Here is an 18,418-nt window from a genome sequence, read left to right as displayed (position 1 = left end):
TTGTCAGTGTTGAAAGTCGCTTGTTAGCGAAATGGCGGTACCGGCTGTTGAACAGGTATATTTCCTGCTAACACTATGATTTTTTCACACACGGCTCAGCGCACCGTGCTAAATTAAACTTAAGCAGTCTTTGTAAACAGTTCACTGTTTCGGAGGGCAGTTCAGATGCGACACTTATTCGTACTGTTACTGAGTTTGATATGGACATTCCCGGCATCTGCTGTCATTCATGGCTCAGCGGCCAACCCGGTTGCTGTGTCTACCGGAAAAATCACAGTTGATCAGTTGCGTTGGCATGCCTCTGTCAAAGGTTTGATTACCGAAACCAATGAATGCAGTTCAGTTGTGGTTGGCACCGCCCCGCTCACCGTGCTGACTGCTGCGCATTGCATGCGCAATGCCAGGCTTAATCCGGTTACCAAAACACCGATGGTGCAATTGTTCCTGGGTGTGCCGGTACCGCAACTGCGCGCTGCGGTATACAGCGATTACGACAACCTGAATGAAAACCTCGCCCGCGATATCGCGGTACTCATTTTTGATGGTAATGCGCCTGAAGGCATTGAAGCATTGCCCGTGACCACGGCCCAAAGCTCACCGAAAGCTCTGTTATGCGGTTATGGTCAGGGCTACCGCTCAGCGGTGAAAACAGAACCCAGTTGCGCAGTCAAAAACCTCATGACCGCCAATGAAGAATTCCAGCATTTTGTCCCTGCTATCTACGAGCCGCTGGATCCTTTGCTTTACATGCAGTTCCGCACCCAGTTCGAGGCCAAAAAGCTGCTGCTTCGCTCTCAGAACGCCCTGCTGGCCGTTAATCGCCTGCATCAGAATGAATACCGGACTTCCTTACCGATGCCCACCCGCGGCGACTCCGGCGGCCCGTGGATGATTAACCTGCCGGGTCCCAAAAGGGGCGTTGTGGCCTTGACCAGCTTTGTCGAAACTTTCTACCGCAAAAACAAGCAATGGCCTTTTTTTAAGCAGACCCGTGCACCACTGAGTGACTTCCCTTATGTCGCTTACGGCGTCCGTCTCGATACCGATGAAGCCCGGTCCTTATTCAGCCAAGCCCGGCTGTTGGGCGCCGATATCGATACCTGGCACTAAGCGGGCTGCGGGCACCAACCGCGCTCCCCGCTGTCATAAATATAAGCCATGGCTCAGGGGGATAACCCCATGATTATCAATTTTGAAGAATGGGCTTTGCTGGCCAGCCAGGACCGGGCCGCCTTCGAGGAAAAACGGGCTGCCGCTATCAGTCAATGCATTGCCGACATTGCCCACGATGACGCTGCCTGCCGCCGACTCACTGGGCTGCAATTCAGAGTCGATATGCTGCGACGCAAGCACAAAACCCCGCTGGGTGCCTGCATTGCGCTGTCACAGATGATGATGGATGAGGTGCATAAACTGTCGCTGCTGGATCTGGATCTCAGCCAGCAGCAAACTGCATCATACTCATCGAGCTGTAAGATCCTGCCCTTTAACAAACTCGCTAAAGATAACTGAAAAAAGAAGTTCACATTACTCACATTTTCTGTGGAGAAGCTTGTGGATAACTTTCTGGAAACTAGCTAAGTGATTCTTTTATGACAAGCTTTAAAAATTGCTCATTTTTTAACCAGCGCTTGAGAGATTGGGCTTGACAAGACGAGCTCAGTTGCTAAGCACAGATCAAGATCAGGTACTTAGCGCAGGGCTTCATTTTGCAGCAATAATTTTTTCCGCTCCACGCCCCAGCGATAGCCGGACAATTGTCCATCCTGACGGACAATGCGATGACAGGGTATCGCCAAAGCCAGTGAATTCGCGGCACAAGCGCTTGCAACAGCCCGCACTGCAGCTGGCTTGCCAATCTTCTGGGCGATATCGCTGTAGCTTCGTGTCTGCCCTGCGGGCACCGTTTGCAGTGCATGCCAGACGCGTCTCTGGAAGTCGGTGCCATCCATATCAAGCACCAGTTTCAGGCTTGACTCCGGCCACTCGGCATAATTCAGCACCTGCTGCAGACGAGACAGCAAAACGGCATTATCTGCGCCTTTTTTTGCATGTGGATATTTTTGCCTGAGCCAGTCCACCAGTTGAGCCGGTTCATCACCCAGGGCAATAGCGCAGACGCCTCTTTGACTCATTGCTACCAGCACGCAGCCCAGAGAACAACTGCCCAGTTCAAATTCAATCATGACATTTTCCCCACTCTTTACAGGAAAAGACGAACTTATTTAGGCTAAGATCTGACTATACGCTCAAATATCCGGCTTGGAGTAGCACCGTGAAAAAATTAACACTGCTGATCGCATTATTCATCTCGCCCATAGTCTGGGCGGGCGGACCGCCTGGCGCCTACCGCCACAGCGACGATACCCTGCAAAAGCTTTATGCTGAGTTGCATTACCTGAATCAGGTTGGGCGTGAGATCCATGCCAAATACGATGACAAGCTCAAAGCCGATCCTCAGCAGATGCGTTTCTGCCGGGGTGAATACGGTTATATTTCCAGCCGCGCCAAGGCCACTATCGGCATTGCCAACCGCCTCGACAGCCCCAACCAGGATGAATACATTGCCACCGGCTGGAAAGCTTTTCAGTGCATCAAGTGCAGCGGCCAGGTCAGCGACTGTGATGCCATTCCCCCCACCCTGGAAATGATCAAGGCTGAATACAAGACGCAGCAGTCACCCTGATTCAGATATCAAAGGCAGACAAAATCGCACAGGGTTTCCTATCACCACCCTGGCTACAGGCGTTGGCCAGTTTCTTCAGGCTATCCCGGGCTTGTTGCATTTCGGCAATCTTGTTGTCCAACTCACCGATGCGTTTTTTTGCCAGCTCCCTGGCTCGCTGATGGTCGAGGCTGGAATCAAGGCTTAATAGCTCCCCGATTTCTTTGAGCGTGAACCCCGCCTCTTGCGCCCGGCGAATAAAACGCAACGTCCGCACAGCTTCCTTATCATAGCGACGGATCCCCTCACCTTTTTCAGGCGTGGATAAAAGGCCCTGACGTTGATAAAAGCGCACGGTTTCAACGCCGACCCCGGCGGTGGCAGCATATTGGCTGATGGTTAAACCGGCTTGTTTCATTTTGCTTGACTCCGTACTACGGTACGCACCTTATATTAACATCGAAGGTCAGCCAAAATATCGCTGATCGCTAGGTAAAGTGACGTCTTATGTGGGTGTCCGCGTCATATCCATGACTCGAAGGAGTAAACCATGGCCACTGATCCCGTCTGCGGCATGTCCGTTGATAAACAAACCGCTCGCTATCATACCCGTCATGATGAGCAGGATTATGTGTTTTGTTCACAGCATTGCCTGAATAACTTCCGGGCCGATCCTGCCCATTATTTGCACCAGGAACAGACTCATAGCTATTGTGGTGGTCACGGAGACTCAGAACAAAAAAGTCAGCCTGGCGCAAAAGTCAGTCAAGACGGTGACTATATCTGTCCGATGTGCGAAGGCGTGCGCCAGCAAGGTCCGGGGAGTTGCCCAAAGTGTGGTATGGCCCTGGAACCTGAATCTCCAATACAGCCATCCAGCAAAACCCAGTACACCTGTCCGATGCACCCGGAGATCCTTCGTGACGAACCCGGCGACTGCCCCAAATGCGGGATGGCTCTGGAATCTATCACAGTCGATAGTGAAGAAGACAACACTGAACTCAAACTGATGTCGCGGCGTTTCTGGCTCGGCGCCATGCTGGCTATACCGGTATTGCTGATCGCTATGGTGCTGGATATGGCCCCCGAGTTGATGCCCGGCAGCCTGTCGACTCATAGCTGGTACTGGATAGAATTTGTGCTGGCCACCCCGGTCGTGCTCTGGGGTGGCTGGCCGTTTTTTGTTCGTGCCGTGCAATCAGTACGGACCATGAACCTAAACATGTTCACGCTGATCGGGCTGGGCGTTAGTGTCGCCTGGCTCTATAGTGTCATCGCCCTGCTCTTCCCCGCACTGTTCCCTGCCAGCATGCAGCATAGCGATGGTAGTGTGGCCGTCTACTTTGAAGCCGCCGCGGTGATTACGGTGCTGGTGTTACTGGGTCAGGTGCTGGAGCTCAAGGCACGCAGCCAAACCAGCACAGCTATCAAACTGCTACTGGGCCTGGCCCCGAAAACCGCGCGGCTGGTGAAAGATGACGGCGAAGAGAAAGACATTGCCCTGGATCAAGTTGCCGCCGGTGACAAACTGCGGATCAGGCCAGGCGAGAAGATCCCGGTCGATGGCACCGTACTCGAGGGCAGCAGCAGTGTAGATGAATCCATGGTGACAGGAGAGCCCATTCCAGCCAGTAAAAAGCAGGACGATAAGCTCATCGGTGCTACCGTTAATACCACCGGCACCTTGCTGATGCAGGCCGAGCGCGTGGGTCAGGACACCCTGCTGTCGCAAATCGTCAATATGGTGGCGGAAGCCCAGCGTTCACGAGCGCCGGTGCAAAAGTTGGTGGATAAAGTCGCTGCCTGGTTTGTTCCGGCGGTGGTCCTGGTCTCTGTACTAACCCTGATCAGCTGGTTTATCTGGGGACCGGAACCGACACTGTCACATGCCATTATCAATGCCGTCGCTGTGCTTATTATTGCCTGTCCCTGTGCGCTGGGCCTGGCGACGCCTATGTCGATAATGGTTGGCACCGGCCGTGGTGCCGCAATGGGCGTGTTAATAAAAAATGCCGAAGCGCTGGAAGCCATGGAACAGATTGACACGCTGGTTCTCGATAAAACCGGCACGCTGACCGAGGGTAAACCCAAGCTGGTGAAAGTAGCGACTGTCAATGATTTTAATCACGATGAATTGCTGCAACTTGCTGCCAGCCTGGAACAGGGCAGCGAACATCCGCTAGGAGCGGCCATAATCAAAGGGGCTAAGGAAAAGGGTCTGTCGCTGTCCAAACCCGATGAGTTTGATTCTGTCACTGGTCAGGGTATCCAGGGCCGGGTTGATGGCCGCCAGATCAGCCTGGGAAATACCGCCCTGTTTGAGCATCAGGGGATTGATGCCGCCTCATTGCAACAACAGGCCGAAGAGCTGCGCAAGCAAGGCCAGACCGTCATGCTGGTAGCAATTGATGGCCGGGCAGCGGGCCTGGTCAGTGTGGCTGATCCGATTAAAGAAACCAGTCGAGAAGCCATTGATGCCCTGCACCGTGAGGGTATCAAAGTTGTCATGATGACCGGTGATAACACAGTCACGGCCCAGGCTGTGGCGACGCAGCTCAATATTGATGATGTCCAGGCCGATGTACAGCCCGATCAGAAAAGTGAGGCTGTCAAAAAGCTACAGTCACAGGGTTACAGGGTGGCCATGGCCGGGGATGGAATTAATGATGCGCCGGCTTTGGCCCAGGCCACTATCGGCATCGCTATGGGCAGTGGCACCGATGTCGCTATGGAAAGTGCCGGTATCACCCTGGTCAGGGGCGATTTACGCGGTATTGTTCAAGCGCTCAGACTCAGTCGCGCCACCATGCGTAATATCCGCCAGAACCTGTTTTTTGCTTTTGTCTATAACTCGATGGGCGTGCCCATCGCTGCCGGTATTCTTTATCCCTTTTTCGGCCTGCTGTTATCGCCGATGATTGCAGCTGCAGCGATGAGCCTGAGTTCTGTCTCGGTCATTGCTAATGCGCTGCGCTTGCGGCGGGTAAGGCTTTGAGATTAGTCCGCAGATTACGCAGATTTTAAGGATTAAATAACCACAGAGTCACAGAGACCACAGAGGAAGAATGATTGTTAGCTAAAACTGAGTCAGGCTGATGTTACAGAGGGCCTTGGCTTTATACTTTCAACCCAGACTAATTAATTCTCTGTGTACTCTGTGCCTCTGTGGTTAATATTCAATCTGTGCCCATCTGCGTAATCTGCGGATAAACCCATCAAGCCAACCTTCCCGCACGGTAATCGGCAAAGGCCTGCTCTACCTGCTCGCGGGTATTCATCACGAATGGCCCGCCACGCGCCACCGGCTCATTCAGCGGCTGCCCGGAGACCAGCAGGAACTCGCTGTTTTCATCAGCCTTTAGCGTGACCAGATCGCCATGCTCGAGCACGCCCAACTGGCCGGCTTTTAACAGCCGTTGTTTATCCCCCAGAGTCAGTTGCCCTTCAATGACGTAAATAAAGCTGTTATCGCTCTCAGGTACGGTCTGCTCAAAGTTGGTATCAGCGGGCAAAGCCACATGCAGATAAAGTGGGTTCACATAAGGGTTATCAATCACGCCCTGTGTGCCCTGCCGGGTCTGACCGGCGATCACTTTAATGCGCGTGCCATTGTCATGGACTTCGACCGGGATCTCTTCAGCTGTTCGCTCCTGATAGCGCGGTTCCTGCATTTTTTCACTGGCAGGCAGATTAACCCAGAGCTGAAAACCGGCCAGTAAACCCTGTTCCTGTTCAGGCATTTCCGAGTGAATAATGCCTTTGCCGGCCGTCATCCACTGTATGCCACCGGTTTCAATGACACCCTGATTGCCTGCGCTGTCTTCATGACGCATTTTTCCCGCCAGCATGTAGGTCACTGTTTCAAAGCCACGGTGCGGATGTGGCGGAAATCCGGCCAGGTATTCCTGCGGCTGATCAGAACCGAAGGCATCCAGCATCAGAAAGGGATCCAGCATATTCAGTTGGGGTGAGCCGATAATGCGTTTAAGTTGCACACCGGCACCATCGGAGACCTGATCACCGTTTACAATTTGTCTCAGTTCTCTGCTAATCATGCTGGCCCTCCTGCCGCAATGGCGGCCAGTTCTTTTCCAATATCGCTCTGCTCATTTGCAGCCTGTCCCAGTTCATTGGCATTGACCAGCGTCACATCATCGATGCCCATAAACCCGAGAATGTGGCGCAGGTAACGAGTGGCATAATCCATCTCACTACCCAGCGGCACGCCACCGGAAGCCACCACCAGATAGGCTTTTTTACCTTTCAGTAATCCTTCGGGACCATTTTCGGTGTAACGAAATGTCACCCTGGCCCTGGCCACCTGATCCACCCAGGCTTTGACCACTGCCGGCACACTGAAGTTATAGACCGGCGAGGCAATCACGATATGGCTGGCGGCCTGCAGCTCGCTAACCAGTTCATCAGAAAATTTAAGCGCCGCTTTTTGCTCATCACTACGCTGTTCGGGGTCAGTAAAGTTCGCTCCAACCCAGTTTTCATCAATAAAGTCGATACCGGCAGCCAGATCGCGACGATGAACGGATGCCGTTGTTTGTTGCTGCAGATGCTCAACCAGTCGGGCCGAGATATCGCGTGTGACTGAACCATCAATGCGGCTGCTGGAATTGAGATGAAGGATATGATTGTCCATGTTGATTCTCCTGTTTTTCTTACATCGTTGTTTATTAAAGCGGTGGTATATAGGGTTGTTGAATACTTTAACTTGAGTACGTGATTAAGTTTACCGTTTCCATTTTTTGGAAAAACACGCTAATAATGAATTTATTGTTCGATAAAAGAGAACTATAAACATGAGTCACCTGGAAGAAATGCAGACTTTTGTGCGTATTGTTGAAGCTGGTTCTATTACCCGTGCTGCAGCGCAGTTGGATACCGTCAAATCTGCTGTCAGCAAACGTCTGACCGATTTGGAGAAAAGACTCGGTATCAGCCTGCTGACACGAACAACGCGCCAACAGACTTTGACCGATGCCGGGCAAAACTATTACCAGCAATGTGTGCGCATTCTGGATGATATTGATGAGGTAGAAACTGCACTGAGTGATGAACAGAGTGCTTTGGCGGGCAGGATTCGGCTGGCTGCACCGATTAGTTTCGGCCTGATGCACCTGAGTCCGGCTTTACGTGCCTTCAACCAGATTCACCCGGCGATTATTTTTGATATCGACTTTAATGATCGTCAGCAGGATCTGGTGGCCGAGGGTATTGATCTGGCAGTCAGAATCTCCAATCTGGCCGATTCCAGTCTGATTGCGCGCAAGCTGTCATTCACCCGCCTGCTGATTTGTGGCAGTCCAGATTACCTGGCTCGTAACGGCACACCGCAGACGGCCGAAGACTTGCTTTATGGTCATGTCAAACTGCAGTATGCCAACGTCAGTCCGAGTTGGCCTCTAAACGGCCACAACGGCGAAACCCTGTCAATCAATCTACCCGCGGTGTTGACCGCTAATAATGGCCAGTTTCTCTGTGATGCGGCGATTGAAGGCAAGGGCCTGATTCTGTCGCCGGACTTTATCTGCGCCAACGCCATTCATGATGGCAGGTTGGTGCCAGTGCTGGAGGATTGTCTTCAACACAGCGAAGTGGGTGTTTATGCCGTTTATCCGCAGAACCGCTACCTGTCACGACGGGTGAGGCTGCTGATCGAATTTCTGCGTGACTATTTCTCCAGCCGTCCAAACTGGCAATGTCCAGACCAGCAGGCCCGACAGTGACGCGCTGATGCCCTGCGCTCAGCCCTGATGCTGAAGAAAATACGCCAGCTCCTGCTGGTGGCGTTCCACACTGGTCTGGCCCTCCGTTATCGCTTCCGCAGCACGGTAAAATTCGAGGATGCCTACTTGCGACAAACGAGGTGACAGAATAATTTCCGGCGGATCACCGGCCATGCGGCTGCGGGTGATGCGATCCTGAGTGATATTAATGGAGGCGGCAATGGCATCCATCAGGTCCGGCGCTTCTTCCCGCTGATCATCTTTTTTAAACAGGTTGTTGGTGTAATCAGCGACCATATCAGTGAAGCGTGAAGTCAGACTGCTGGACTCATCCTGATTTTTGGGTTCAGTGACAGTCTGCGCTCGGAGATGTTTGCCGAGAATATCGCTGTTGAGATTCACGGCAATCACCACATCCGCGCCCATCGCCCGACACAGGGACACCGGGACCGGATTCACCAGCCCGCCATCTATCAGCCAGCGGTCATCATGTTTAATGGCCGGAAACAGTCCGGGCAGGGAAATGGAAGACCAGACTGCATCCATCGCCCTGCCCCGGGTATTCCAGATTTCACGGCCGGTCATCAAATCGGTTGCCACCGTGGCAAAGGGTTTATCCAGTTCCTCAATGGTTTGCTCGGCGCGCACTACATTGTCATCCAGAAACTGGTGCAAACGTTCTTTGTTAACGAAACCTTTCAAGGAGCGATTGATACTGAAATAACGGGCTGTTTGCAGCTTGTCCAGTTCTCTGACCCAGTTTTCCAGTTTGCCTATGTTACCCGATACATAGGCTGCGCCAACCAGCGCCCCTATCGATGTGCCGCAGACAATATCCGGCTCAATCCCCAGTTGGTGCAGGCGCTGGATCACGCCAATATGGGCCCAGCCACGGGCTGCGCCACTACCCAGAGCCAAACCCAGTTTAAGTTTCTTTTTAATCATTTATTATCTATATTATCAATAGTTTGAAATATTTTTATAAAGTTATTTATAAAATGAAAGATTGTTATCTATTTGTATACGGCACCCTGATGCACGGCAGTGGCCATCTTGTGCAGCAGCAACTTCATGACAGCAGCGAATTGATCGGTAGCGGCTGGATATCAGGTCAACTTTACCAAATCCATGATTATCCCGGGGTGATTGAGTCAGTGTCGGTGAATGACAAGGTCTATGGTGAACTCTACCGGCTTAAAGACCAGACTCTTCTCCCGCTACTGGATGATTATGAAGCATGCGGCAGCACCTTTCCCGAGCCCCATGAATATCTCAGAAAAACCGTGAATGTGACAGTTTCCGGTGGTCGGAAGGTGCAGGCCTGGGCATATATCTACAATTACCCGGTTAACCCTGCCAAGCGAATCTTGAGTGGTCGTTTCGAACAATGCTAGCCGGGCGCTGTGGATAGATTTCTAAAGTTCATCATAATCAAGCCGATAGCATTTATAACTAATGCCCGAGCTGAGCCGGATGAATGAATTGCCCCGTATCAACAATCTGACACCAGTGCTCACCGTGAATAGCCATTCACAGGTGGCACCGACCCGTCACATTGATGACAAAACCACTTCTGTACCTGAAAACGACAGGCGTAGTCAGGCTGATCGTCGTAAACGGAATAAAAATCCCGTGGTCGAGCGCCGCGTGTCATCAGATCGTCGCGGCCACCGTTTTGACGCCAAGGCCTGAATAATTTTAACCAGGTTTTCCCAGACAGATTGATACCCATCGAGTCGTTTTCAAAAAAGCTTTTTCAGCTTTTTGCCGTCAAAGCCTAACCTGCCAGTGTTGACGGCGCCGCGCCTTATCCCCCTGACCGGAGCGATAAAAAATAGATCGCCGTTCTGACCTTCAATCTGTTCCGGCACCCCCACTGATTTTGCCACCCGGGCATTGGCACGCATATGGTGGAACTCGCCATGCACCGGTATCGCACAGGCCGGTTTGACCCACTGATACATCGCTTTAAGTTCATCCTGTGCCGGGTGACCGGAGGCATGAATCGCCATGCGGCTGTTATCGACAGTGATGACATCCAGTTGCATCGCACGGAGCCGGTCTATCAGGGCTTCAATTGCCGCTTCATTGCCGGGAATATTCTTGGAACTGAAAATCACGGTATCACCCGGCTCCAGTTGCATATCACGAAAACTGTTATGGCTGAGACGGTTCAGTGCGGTGCGCGGCTCGCCCTGACTGCCGGTAGCTACCAGCAACACCGTGTCTCTGGGCAAATAGCCCAGATGATGGGGATCGACAAAAGTTTCCACACCGGACCAGAAACCGGTTCGTTTTGCTGCCTGATAGGTGTTGATCAAGGACCGTCCCAGCAGGCCCAGATGCCGCCCGGTCTCGGCAGCAATATCGGCAATGGTTCTGAGGCGGGCAATATTACTGCCGAAACACGTCACCACCACGCGGCCCTTCGCCTGTTCAATATGATGCTTGAGCCCACGGTAGAGCGAGGCTTCCGATGCCGACCAGCCCGGCAGATCAGCATTGGTGGAGTCACACACCATGGCATCGACCTGCATATCTGCCAGCGCGCTGAAATCCTCCGGCTGATAGGGCTCGCCGACTACCGGTGCACTATCGAGTTTCCAGTCTGCTGTGTGGAAAACCCGACCTGCCGGGGTCGAAATTAATAAGGCAAAAGGTTCGGGAATGGAGTGCGTGAGCTGGATCCACCTGACGCTGAACACGCCGATGTCCAGTTCTGAGCCGGCGTCGACTACTTTGACCGGTACTTTATCCAGCAAGTCCGCTTCTTTGAGTTTTCGCCGTAAAATTTCGGCGGTATAAGCGGTGGTGTACACCGGGCATTGAAAACGTTGCCAGAGATAGGGCACAGCGCCGATATGGTCCTCATGGGCATGGGTGATGATCAGGCCATCCAGACGGTCTTTGCGATCGGCGATAAAGCCGGGATCGGCCATTTGAATTTCTGCGCGGCTATCGGCAATGGGCTCACCATCAACGTCAGTTTTGGCTTCAAAAGTCAGGCCACAATCGACCATCAGCCAGCGGCCATTGTGTCCGTAGAGGTTCAGGTTCATTCCGATTTCACCTGTCCCGCCCAGTGGCAGAAACCAGAAATCCGCTTCATCCGGCGTCATAAAGTCCCCAGAAAATTTTCAAAGCATCTTATTATGCCAAATTATCTCCTGCTCCCCAGCATGGTCTCCGCAGAAAGCTGCGTTATCTGCTTTTGTGAAGCCGCTCACAGCGCCTCTGGGTCAGTCTAATTCGGTTTGCCTGCCGCTCAGTTGCGTTAACAATGGTATAATCTCCCGCTGTTTTTAATTAAGTCATTGATTTAATGACGCTAGCGATGCATTGAGGAGGTCAGTATGGCTGCATCCAATCTGATGACAGAAGGCTTGAACCTGATGCTGGTCGGTATGGGATTTGTCTTTGTGTTTCTGACTTTGCTGGTGATTGCCACCAGTATCATGTCAAAAATCATCACCCGCTATGAAAAAGGTGTCGGCACCCTGCCGGAAGAAGGCATTCCAGCCCCAACTGCCGTTATCAGTCAGGCCATGAGCGAGCGTCAGCACGCCAATGACGACAAGAGCCTGATCACTGTGCTTTCAGCGGCGATTCATAAATTCCGCTCTCGCAAATAAATGTTTTCTGCCTGAAGCCGTTTTCGTTACACCCAAACTAAGGCCATGAATATGACCGAAGCAAAAAAACCACTGGGCATTACCGATGTTGTCCTGCGTGATGCCCATCAATCTCTGTTCGCCACCCGGATGCGTCTTGATGACATGCTGCCGATTGCTGACAAACTCGACCAGGTCGGGTTCTGGTCGGTAGAAAGCTGGGGCGGCGCCACTTTTGATGCCTGTATCCGCTATCTGGGTGAAGATCCATGGCACCGTATTCGCAGCCTGAAAGCGGCCATGCCCAACACCCGCCAGCAAATGCTGCTACGCGGACAAAACCTGCTGGGCTACCGTCATTATGCTGATGACGTGGTCAGAAAGTTTGTTGAGCGTGCTGCCGTTAACGGTGTTGATGTATTCCGGGTGTTTGATGCGATGAATGACCCGCGCAACCTGGAAACTGCCATCAAGGCCGTGCTGGAAAATGACCGCCATGCTCAGGGCACCATCGCCTACACACTGAGCCCGGTTCACAATCTGCAACTGTGGATCGACATGGCCAAGCGCATCGAGGACATGGGCGCGCACTCACTGGCTATCAAGGATATGGCTGGTTTGCTTAAGCCTTACGCAGCTTACGAGCTGGTTCAAAGTCTTAAGCAAGCTATTGATATTCCAATACATATGCAGTCACATGCCACCACCGGCCTGTCCACTGCCACAATCATGAAGTGTGTTGAAGCCGGCATTGATAATGTCGATTCCTCCATTTCATCGATGTCGATGACTTACGGCCATTCGGCCACTGAATCCGTGGTATCTATTTTCGAAGATACCGACCGTGATACCGCGCTCAACCTGGATCTGCTGGAAGAGATCGCGGCTTATTTCCGTGATATCCGCAAAAAATACGCCCAGTTTGAGGGCTCTCTGCGCGGTGTTGATTCCCGCATCCTGGTGGCCCAGGTACCGGGTGGCATGCTAACCAATATGGAAAACCAGCTGCGTGAACAAAATGCACTGGATCGCATGGATGACGTGCTCAAGGAAATTCCTCGGGTACGCGAAGATCTGGGCTATATCCCACTGGTCACACCGACCTCACAAATCGTCGGCACCCAGGCCGTTATCAACGTGATGACCGGCGAGCGTTATCAGACTGTTACCGCTGAAACCGCTGGTGTATTGAAAGGTGAATATGGTTCAGCGCCTGCAGCCTATAACAAGGAATTGCAGGATCGCGTGCTGGAAGGCGCTGATCCGATTACCTGCCGCCCGGCAGACCTGCTTGAGCCTGAAATGGACAAGCTGACCTCTGAACTCCTTGAGCAGGCTGATGCCGACGGTATCAAGCTCGCCGAGGGCGATCATCAGGTTGATGATGTGCTGACCTATGCCCTGTTCCCGCAAATCGGTCTCAAATTCCTGCAAAACCGGGAGAACCCGGATGCCTTTGAACCGGTACCTACCGGTGAACCCGAGAAATCCGCGGCTCCCGCTGCCGCTGGAGATCAGGAAACCTACACCGTCAAGGTTAATGGCCAGGCTTATGTGGTCGAGGTCAATGAAGGCGGTGATATCAGCCATGTGGAAAATGCTGGCAGCGCCCCTGCCCCGTCACCCGCTGCCGAACCCGCCGGGGAAGGCGAACCGGTAACCGCACCGTTGTCTGGCAATATCTGGAAGATTCAGGTCTCTGCCGGTCAACAGGTTAATGAAGGCGATACCTTGCTGATCCTGGAAGCGATGAAAATGGAAACCCAAATCGTCGCCTCCAAGTCCGGCACCGTCGCATCTATCTCCGTTAAACAGGGTGATGCCGTCAAAGTCGGTGATCAACTCGCCACTATCGCTTAAGCAAGGATTTTTTTCATGGATAAACTGATTCACCTCTGGGAAGTGACCGGTATTAACCAGATGACAGCCGGTCAGGGCGTGATGATTTTGATCGGCATGTTGCTGCTCTATCTCGCCATCAAGAAAAACTTTGAACCATTGCTGCTGGTGCCGATTGGTTTCGGTGGCGTTCTCGCTAACATCCCCGGTGCAGGTCTGGCCGAAGCCGGCGGTATTTTGCATATTTTCTACACTGTCGGTATCGAGAGTGGTGCTTTCCCGCTGATTATCTTTATGGGTGTCGGCGCGATGACCGACTTCGGTCCTTTGCTGGCTAACCCCAAGACCCTGTTTCTGGGCGCTGCCGCCCAGTTCGGTATCTTCGCGACCCTTATGGGCGCAGTGGTGCTGTCCTACTTTGGTATCTTTGATTTCAGCCTGGCTGATGCGGCAGCGATTGGCATTATCGGCGGTGCTGACGGTCCAACCTCGATTTATGTCGCCAGTAAACTGGCACCGGAGTTGCTGGGTGCGATTGCCGTTGCTTCCTACTCATACATGGCGCTGGTGCCGCTGATTCAGCCACCGATTGCCCGTGCTTTAACCACGGAAGCTGAACGTAAAATCAAAATGGTGCAGCAACGCCACGTATCACAGCGCGAGAAGATCGTCTTCCCATTGTTGCTGTTGATTCTGGTTGCTTTCCTGCTGCCGGATGCCGCGCCACTTCTGGGTATGTTCTGCTTTGGTAACCTGATGAAAGAATGCGCCGTGGTTGATCGTCTGAGTAACACCACACAGAACTCGCTGATCAACACCGTGACCATTTTCCTGGGTCTGGCTGTGGGCTCAAAACTGAGCGCTGACAGCTTCCTGGATATGACCACGTTGGGTATTCTGGTGCTAGGTATGGGTGCTTTCGCGATTGGAACCGCCTGTGGTGTATTGATGGCAAAACTGCTGAACAAACTTATCAAGCAGCCCGTCAACCCACTGATTGGTTCTGCCGGTGTGTCGGCAGTGCCGATGGCAGCCCGCGTTTCCAATAAACTGGGGCTGGAAGCTGATCCGCATAACTTCCTGCTGATGCACGCGATGGGGCCCAATGTGGCCGGGGTTATCGGCTCGGCAGTCGCCGCCGGTATTCTTATCAATTACATCGGTGCTTAATGACCTGAACAAAACCCGCTTCGGCGGGTTTTTTATTATTCGTCAATAATACGGGCACTGGCCACCGTATCCACCGCACCGATGATAACGCAGGCATAACGGTCGATGGATGCAGTGGAATCTACTGAGGTCATCCACTGCCCGGTCTCGCCCTTACCCACTGGCGTATTAAGCCTGATGTTATGATCATCGGCAATTTGCTGCAGATTGGCGACAGTCATGCCAGCTTCGATCAAGCCGCAGAAGTTATCAATGCGACTGGTATCCCAAACGTAATAAACCGGATATAAAATCGCCAGCACAATGAGCAACTGAACCAGGTTGACCAGTCTTTTCATTAAGCCTGCCCCACAATAAATTGAGTATGATCAGTACTATAACCTCATCAATACGAAAAAAGCACGATCATCGTCACAAGCTGATGACATCTCATACTTCGTAGCGCTGACTTTGAACAAGTCACCATGACCCCTTCGCTTTATCCAGACATAACACAGAGGACACCATGACCCAGAACGTTAACGTGATGCTGACCCAAAGCCCGGTTGAGCTTTATAAAATTCTCAAGTTTGAAGGCGTTGCTGCCAGTGGCGCCGAGGCGAAAATCATGATTGAGCAAGGCATGGTCAGCGTTAATGGTGAAACAGAAAGCCGTAAACGCCGCAAAATCATTGCAGGCGACCGGATTCAGATTGACGATATCTGTCTGCACATCTCTGATTAGCCTGTCATGTTAAGCTTGATACAGCTTATAAGGACGCACCGGCATGGAATTGGAACGCGTTGTTCCCTGGGGCCGCAGCATGGACGAATATATCGCCATGTTCTTTCTCAGCGAACAGGATCTACACAGCCGCATTGTCAGCGTCGCTGACGGACCGGCCAGTTTTAATGCTGAGATGGCTGCACTGGCGAGGCCGGTGATTTCCGTTGACCCGCTCTACCGCTTCAGCGCCGCGGAAATTGCTCAGCGTATTGATGCCGTCTATCCCGAGGTCATGCAACAGGTAGAACGGCATCAGCAGGACTTTATCTGGGATCGTATTGCCAACCCTACAATGCTCTCGCAACTACGTATGCAGGCAATGGAGACCTTTCTGGCTGACTTTCAACAGGATGAAGCGCACTGGCGCTACCTTGATGCCAGCCTGCCGGATTTACCCCTCAGTGATAAACAGTTTGACCTGGCACTGTGCTCGCACTTTCTGTTTTTATACAGTGAGCAAAACGATCTGCAGTTTCATATTCAGGCCTGTCAGGAACTGTGCCGGATTGCCAGAGAAGTCAGGATCTACCCGCTGGTTACGCTGGACAACAGCCCATCTCCCTATTTAAAACCCGTCATCGAATCCCTACGCTTTCTGGGGCTGGAAGCCAGCAGACAACATGTCAGCTATCAGTTTCAGCGCGGTGCCACCGAAATGCTGGTGATTCGACGCCCACAGGATCATATCGTGGCATGACAACAACCGACACGGTCATCCTGCTACATGGTCTGGCCCGCAGCCACCGCTGTATGCGAAAACTGGAAAAAGCGCTGAAGCAGGCTGGCTTTCACACCCTGAACCTGCACTATCCCTCGACCAGGCACGATATTGAAACATTAGCCGCGATGGTCATACCTGCTGCTTTGGATCGTTGTCGTCAGGCACGCCGTATTCATTTTGTTACCCACTCTCTGGGCGGTATCCTGCTACGCAGTTATCTGCAGCAGTATTCTATCCCCAACCTGGGCCGTGTGGTGATGCTGGCGCCCCCCAATCAAGGTAGTGAAGTCGCTGCCAGCTTGCAGCGTTATGCCCTGTTTCGCCACTGTTTTGGCCCCGCCGCCGCGCAGCTTGGCGATGTCCCCCAAAAGCTGGGCAAGGCTGACTTTGAGCTGGGCGTTATCGCCGGCAACCGTTCCATCAATCCTCTATTTCACTACTGGCTTCGTGGCGACAACGACGGCACTATTCTGGTTGACGACACACGGCTGACAGGCATGAAAGATCACCTCACACTGCCTGTCAGCCACCCTTTCATCATGGCAAAAAATGCCGTGATCGCACAGGTCCTTTATTTCCTGCGCGAGGGACAGTTCCGGCACTAATCCAGGCTCTGAAATGCCTGCTCCAGATCTTCCAGAATATCGTCAATGTGCTCAATACCCACACAGATTCTCAGCATCTCGGGGGTTACCCCTGCCAGGGCCAGCTCATGTTCTTCCAGCTGACGGTGAGTGGTAGAAGCAGGATGACAGGCCAGTGTTTTGGTATCTCCAATGTTGACCAGGCGTTTAATCAACTTGAGCGCATCATAAAATTTGACGCCTGCCTCAAACCCGCCTTTGATACCAAAGGTCAGCAAAGAGGATGGCTTGCCGGCAAAATATTTTTTAGCCAAGGTATGGTATTTGTCTGTAGGCAGACCGCCGTAACTGACCCACTCAACTTTTGGGTGTTTATCCAGATACTGGGCAACAGCCATCGCGTTGTCACAATGCCTTTCCATTCTCAGATAGAGCGTTTCTATCCCCTGCATGAGTAGGAAGGCATTCATGGGAGATAGCGCGGAGCCGGTGTTTCGCAGCGGTACGGTACGCGCTCTGGCTACAAAGGCTGCCTCGCCAAACTGCTCGGTATAAACCACGCCATGATAAGCCGGCTCAGGCTGATTCAGCATCGGGAAACGTGCCGCATGCTCAGTCCAGGGAAACTGACCTGAGTCCACGATAATGCCGCCCAGCGTTGTGCCATGCCCACCCATATACTTGGTGAGCGAGTGAACCACAATATCGGCACCATGTTTTATCGGGTTAAATAACGCAGGTGTCGCCACCGTATTGTCGACGATAACCGGGACTCCGGCGGCATGTGCCTGCTGGGCGATGGCCTCAATGTCAACAATGTTTCCAGCCGGGTTACCAATTGACTCGCAGAATACGGCTTTGGTTTTATCATCAATGAGGCTGGCAATATCGTCTGCCGAATCAGATGCTGCGAAGCGTACATCTATTCCCAGCTTGGGCAGCATGTGAGCAAACAACGTGTAAGTACCGCCATAAAGCTGCGGCGTGGTAATAATGTTGTCACCCGCTTCAGCGATTGTAAGGATAGCGTAGTGGATGGCAGCACTGCCGGCAGATGTTGCCAGTGCGGCGAGTCCACCTTCCAGGGCAGCAACACGTTTTTCCAGTACATCCCAGGTCGGGTTCATGATGCGGCTGTAAATATTTCCCGGTACATCCAGGTTGAATAAATCGGCACCATGCTGGGCGTTATCAAACTCGTATGCGACTGTCTGATAAATCGGGACTGCACATGACTTGGTCACGGGGTCAGTCTCGTAGCCTTCATGAATACATGCTGTTTCACTTCTCATTGACATCTCCTGTCCTATTTTTTGAATACTGG

The 18,418-nt window shown here is 52.4% G+C and carries 21 protein-coding genes; 13 read left to right on the top strand and 8 right to left on the bottom strand.

Annotated elements, in window-relative coordinates:
* The first annotated feature begins 165 nt into the window (after positions 1-165).
* Both Q0X64_RS07005 and Q0X64_RS07000 read left to right on the top strand, forming a co-directional pair.
* Positions 166-1,110, top strand: coding sequence for a trypsin-like serine protease (locus Q0X64_RS07005; protein WP_297810467.1), 945 nt, complete (start codon positions 166-168; stop codon positions 1,108-1,110).
* 69 nt (positions 1,111-1,179) lie between these two features.
* On the top strand, positions 1,180-1,512 hold the full coding sequence (locus tag Q0X64_RS07000) for a DUF3135 domain-containing protein (RefSeq protein ID WP_297810464.1): 333 nt from the start codon (positions 1,180-1,182) through the stop codon (positions 1,510-1,512).
* A 179-nt stretch (positions 1,513-1,691) separates the two neighbouring features.
* On the opposite strand, the gene Q0X64_RS06995 is transcribed toward Q0X64_RS07000, so the two are convergent.
* The gene (locus Q0X64_RS06995; protein ID WP_297810461.1) at positions 1,692-2,186 is read right to left on the bottom strand and encodes a methylated-DNA--[protein]-cysteine S-methyltransferase; all 495 of its coding nucleotides are present in this window, start codon (positions 2,184-2,186) and stop codon (positions 1,692-1,694) included.
* An 89-nt stretch (positions 2,187-2,275) separates the two neighbouring features.
* Here Q0X64_RS06995 and Q0X64_RS06990 point away from each other — a divergent pair, with 89 nt between their 5' ends.
* Positions 2,276-2,686, top strand: a complete 411-nt coding sequence (locus tag Q0X64_RS06990) for a hypothetical protein (protein WP_297810458.1) — start codon at positions 2,276-2,278, stop codon at positions 2,684-2,686.
* Between the two features lies 1 nt (position 2,687).
* Here Q0X64_RS06990 and Q0X64_RS06985 read toward each other — a convergent pair whose 3' ends face one another.
* Positions 2,688-3,083, bottom strand: a complete 396-nt coding sequence (locus tag Q0X64_RS06985; protein ID WP_297810455.1) for a MerR family DNA-binding protein — start codon at positions 3,081-3,083, stop codon at positions 2,688-2,690.
* Positions 3,084-3,215: 132 nt separating this feature from the next.
* On the opposite strand from Q0X64_RS06985, the gene Q0X64_RS06980 reads away from it, so the two are divergent.
* Positions 3,216-5,660: a heavy metal translocating P-type ATPase gene (locus tag Q0X64_RS06980; RefSeq protein ID WP_297810452.1), complete on the top strand. Its 2,445-nt coding sequence runs from the start codon at positions 3,216-3,218 to the stop codon at positions 5,658-5,660.
* Between the two features lie 220 nt (positions 5,661-5,880).
* On the opposite strand, the gene Q0X64_RS06975 is transcribed toward Q0X64_RS06980, so the two are convergent.
* Together Q0X64_RS06975 and Q0X64_RS06970 are read right to left on the bottom strand one after the other, a co-directional pair.
* On the bottom strand, positions 5,881-6,720 hold the full coding sequence (locus tag Q0X64_RS06975; RefSeq protein WP_297810449.1) for a pirin family protein: 840 nt from the start codon (positions 6,718-6,720) through the stop codon (positions 5,881-5,883).
* Positions 6,717-7,316, bottom strand: coding sequence for an NAD(P)H-dependent oxidoreductase (locus tag Q0X64_RS06970; RefSeq protein WP_297810446.1), 600 nt, complete (start codon positions 7,314-7,316; stop codon positions 6,717-6,719). Before Q0X64_RS06970 ends, Q0X64_RS06975 begins: the two co-directional genes overlap by 4 nt.
* Positions 7,317-7,476: 160 nt before the next feature.
* On the opposite strand from Q0X64_RS06970, the gene Q0X64_RS06965 reads away from it, so the two are divergent.
* A complete protein-coding gene (locus Q0X64_RS06965; RefSeq protein WP_297810443.1) occupies positions 7,477-8,403 on the top strand; it encodes a LysR family transcriptional regulator in 927 nt (308 codons plus the stop codon).
* Positions 8,404-8,421: 18 nt separating this feature from the next.
* On the opposite strand, the gene rssA is transcribed toward Q0X64_RS06965, so the two are convergent.
* A complete protein-coding gene (gene rssA / locus Q0X64_RS06960) occupies positions 8,422-9,348 on the bottom strand; it encodes a patatin-like phospholipase RssA (protein ID WP_366517490.1) in 927 nt (308 codons plus the stop codon).
* 53 nt (positions 9,349-9,401) lie between these two features.
* Between rssA and Q0X64_RS06955 the strand changes: the two genes are divergently transcribed.
* Together Q0X64_RS06955 and Q0X64_RS06950 are read left to right on the top strand one after the other, a co-directional pair.
* Positions 9,402-9,797, top strand: a complete 396-nt coding sequence (locus Q0X64_RS06955; protein WP_297810440.1) for a gamma-glutamylcyclotransferase family protein — start codon at positions 9,402-9,404, stop codon at positions 9,795-9,797.
* Positions 9,798-9,876: 79 nt separating this feature from the next.
* Positions 9,877-10,095 carry a hypothetical protein gene (locus Q0X64_RS06950; protein ID WP_297810438.1) on the top strand — a complete coding sequence of 73 codons (219 nt, stop codon included), beginning with the start codon at positions 9,877-9,879 and terminating at the stop codon, positions 10,093-10,095.
* Positions 10,096-10,145: 50 nt separating this feature from the next.
* Here Q0X64_RS06950 and Q0X64_RS06945 read toward each other — a convergent pair whose 3' ends face one another.
* Entirely contained in the window at positions 10,146-11,522 is a 1,377-nt protein-coding gene (locus Q0X64_RS06945; RefSeq protein ID WP_297810435.1) for a ribonuclease J, read from the bottom strand.
* A 234-nt stretch (positions 11,523-11,756) separates the two neighbouring features.
* Here Q0X64_RS06945 and Q0X64_RS06940 point away from each other — a divergent pair, with 234 nt between their 5' ends.
* Genes Q0X64_RS06940 through Q0X64_RS06930 form a run of 3 tightly spaced genes read left to right on the top strand, consistent with a single transcriptional unit; the run spans position 11,757 to position 15,023 of the window.
* On the top strand, positions 11,757-12,035 hold the full coding sequence (locus Q0X64_RS06940; RefSeq protein WP_297810432.1) for an OadG family protein: 279 nt from the start codon (positions 11,757-11,759) through the stop codon (positions 12,033-12,035).
* A gap of 51 nt (positions 12,036-12,086) precedes the next feature.
* A complete protein-coding gene (gene oadA / locus Q0X64_RS06935) occupies positions 12,087-13,874 on the top strand; it encodes a sodium-extruding oxaloacetate decarboxylase subunit alpha (protein ID WP_297810429.1) in 1,788 nt (595 codons plus the stop codon).
* Positions 13,875-13,889: 15 nt separating this feature from the next.
* A complete protein-coding gene (locus Q0X64_RS06930; protein WP_297810426.1) occupies positions 13,890-15,023 on the top strand; it encodes a sodium ion-translocating decarboxylase subunit beta in 1,134 nt (377 codons plus the stop codon).
* Between the two features lie 35 nt (positions 15,024-15,058).
* Here the strand turns inward: Q0X64_RS06930 and Q0X64_RS06925 are convergent, their stop codons facing one another.
* Positions 15,059-15,361 (bottom strand): hypothetical protein, encoded by a 303-nt coding sequence (locus Q0X64_RS06925; RefSeq protein ID WP_297810423.1) that lies wholly within the window; start codon positions 15,359-15,361, stop codon positions 15,059-15,061.
* Between the two features lie 167 nt (positions 15,362-15,528).
* Between Q0X64_RS06925 and Q0X64_RS06920 the strand changes: the two genes are divergently transcribed.
* The 3 genes from Q0X64_RS06920 to Q0X64_RS06910 are packed head-to-tail and all read left to right on the top strand — an operon-like array spanning position 15,529 to position 17,115.
* Positions 15,529-15,747, top strand: coding sequence for an RNA-binding S4 domain-containing protein (locus Q0X64_RS06920; protein WP_297810420.1), 219 nt, complete (start codon positions 15,529-15,531; stop codon positions 15,745-15,747).
* Between the two features lie 43 nt (positions 15,748-15,790).
* Positions 15,791-16,486, top strand: coding sequence for an SAM-dependent methyltransferase (locus Q0X64_RS06915; RefSeq protein ID WP_297810417.1), 696 nt, complete (start codon positions 15,791-15,793; stop codon positions 16,484-16,486).
* Positions 16,483-17,115, top strand: a complete 633-nt coding sequence (locus Q0X64_RS06910; protein WP_297810415.1) for an alpha/beta fold hydrolase — start codon at positions 16,483-16,485, stop codon at positions 17,113-17,115. Before Q0X64_RS06915 ends, Q0X64_RS06910 begins: the two co-directional genes overlap by 4 nt.
* Here Q0X64_RS06910 and Q0X64_RS06905 read toward each other — a convergent pair.
* Positions 17,112-18,392: an O-acetylhomoserine aminocarboxypropyltransferase/cysteine synthase family protein gene (locus Q0X64_RS06905; RefSeq protein ID WP_366517488.1), complete on the bottom strand. Its 1,281-nt coding sequence runs from the start codon at positions 18,390-18,392 to the stop codon at positions 17,112-17,114. The genes Q0X64_RS06910 and Q0X64_RS06905 overlap by 4 nt on opposite strands.
* Between the last annotated feature and the right edge of the window lie 26 nt (positions 18,393-18,418).

Origin of the sequence: uncultured Methylophaga sp. (assembly GCF_947259025.1) — a bacterium.
Lineage (GTDB): Bacteria > Pseudomonadota > Gammaproteobacteria > Nitrosococcales > Methylophagaceae > Methylophaga.
The sequence above is the reverse complement of the archived record's forward strand: the minus strand, read 5'-3'. Positions and strand labels throughout refer to the sequence as shown.

Excerpts from the sequence above, each read along its gene's own strand:
- Q0X64_RS07005 (WP_297810467.1), top strand. The coding sequence starts at position 166 with ATGCGACACTTATTCGTACTGTTACTGAGTTTGATATGGACATTCCCG.
- Q0X64_RS07000 (WP_297810464.1), top strand. The coding sequence starts at position 1,180 with ATGATTATCAATTTTGAAGAATGGGCTTTGCTGGCCAGCCAGGACCGG.
- Q0X64_RS06995 (WP_297810461.1), bottom strand. The coding sequence starts at position 2,186 with ATGATTGAATTTGAACTGGGCAGTTGTTCTCTGGGCTGCGTGCTGGTA.
- Q0X64_RS06985 (WP_297810455.1), bottom strand. The coding sequence starts at position 3,083 with ATGAAACAAGCCGGTTTAACCATCAGCCAATATGCTGCCACCGCCGGG.
- Q0X64_RS06980 (WP_297810452.1), top strand. The coding sequence starts at position 3,216 with ATGGCCACTGATCCCGTCTGCGGCATGTCCGTTGATAAACAAACCGCT.
- Q0X64_RS06975 (WP_297810449.1), bottom strand. The coding sequence starts at position 6,720 with ATGATTAGCAGAGAACTGAGACAAATTGTAAACGGTGATCAGGTCTCC.
- Q0X64_RS06970 (WP_297810446.1), bottom strand. The coding sequence starts at position 7,316 with ATGGACAATCATATCCTTCATCTCAATTCCAGCAGCCGCATTGATGGT.
- Q0X64_RS06965 (WP_297810443.1), top strand. The coding sequence starts at position 7,477 with ATGAGTCACCTGGAAGAAATGCAGACTTTTGTGCGTATTGTTGAAGCT.
- rssA (WP_366517490.1), bottom strand. The coding sequence starts at position 9,348 with ATGATTAAAAAGAAACTTAAACTGGGTTTGGCTCTGGGTAGTGGCGCA.
- Q0X64_RS06955 (WP_297810440.1), top strand. The coding sequence starts at position 9,402 with ATGAAAGATTGTTATCTATTTGTATACGGCACCCTGATGCACGGCAGT.
- Q0X64_RS06950 (WP_297810438.1), top strand. The coding sequence starts at position 9,877 with ATGAATGAATTGCCCCGTATCAACAATCTGACACCAGTGCTCACCGTG.
- Q0X64_RS06945 (WP_297810435.1), bottom strand. The coding sequence starts at position 11,522 with ATGACGCCGGATGAAGCGGATTTCTGGTTTCTGCCACTGGGCGGGACA.
- Q0X64_RS06940 (WP_297810432.1), top strand. The coding sequence starts at position 11,757 with ATGGCTGCATCCAATCTGATGACAGAAGGCTTGAACCTGATGCTGGTC.
- oadA (WP_297810429.1), top strand. The coding sequence starts at position 12,087 with ATGACCGAAGCAAAAAAACCACTGGGCATTACCGATGTTGTCCTGCGT.
- Q0X64_RS06930 (WP_297810426.1), top strand. The coding sequence starts at position 13,890 with ATGGATAAACTGATTCACCTCTGGGAAGTGACCGGTATTAACCAGATG.
- Q0X64_RS06925 (WP_297810423.1), bottom strand. The coding sequence starts at position 15,361 with ATGAAAAGACTGGTCAACCTGGTTCAGTTGCTCATTGTGCTGGCGATT.
- Q0X64_RS06920 (WP_297810420.1), top strand. The coding sequence starts at position 15,529 with ATGACCCAGAACGTTAACGTGATGCTGACCCAAAGCCCGGTTGAGCTT.
- Q0X64_RS06915 (WP_297810417.1), top strand. The coding sequence starts at position 15,791 with ATGGAATTGGAACGCGTTGTTCCCTGGGGCCGCAGCATGGACGAATAT.
- Q0X64_RS06910 (WP_297810415.1), top strand. The coding sequence starts at position 16,483 with ATGACAACAACCGACACGGTCATCCTGCTACATGGTCTGGCCCGCAGC.
- Q0X64_RS06905 (WP_366517488.1), bottom strand. The coding sequence starts at position 18,392 with ATGTCAATGAGAAGTGAAACAGCATGTATTCATGAAGGCTACGAGACT.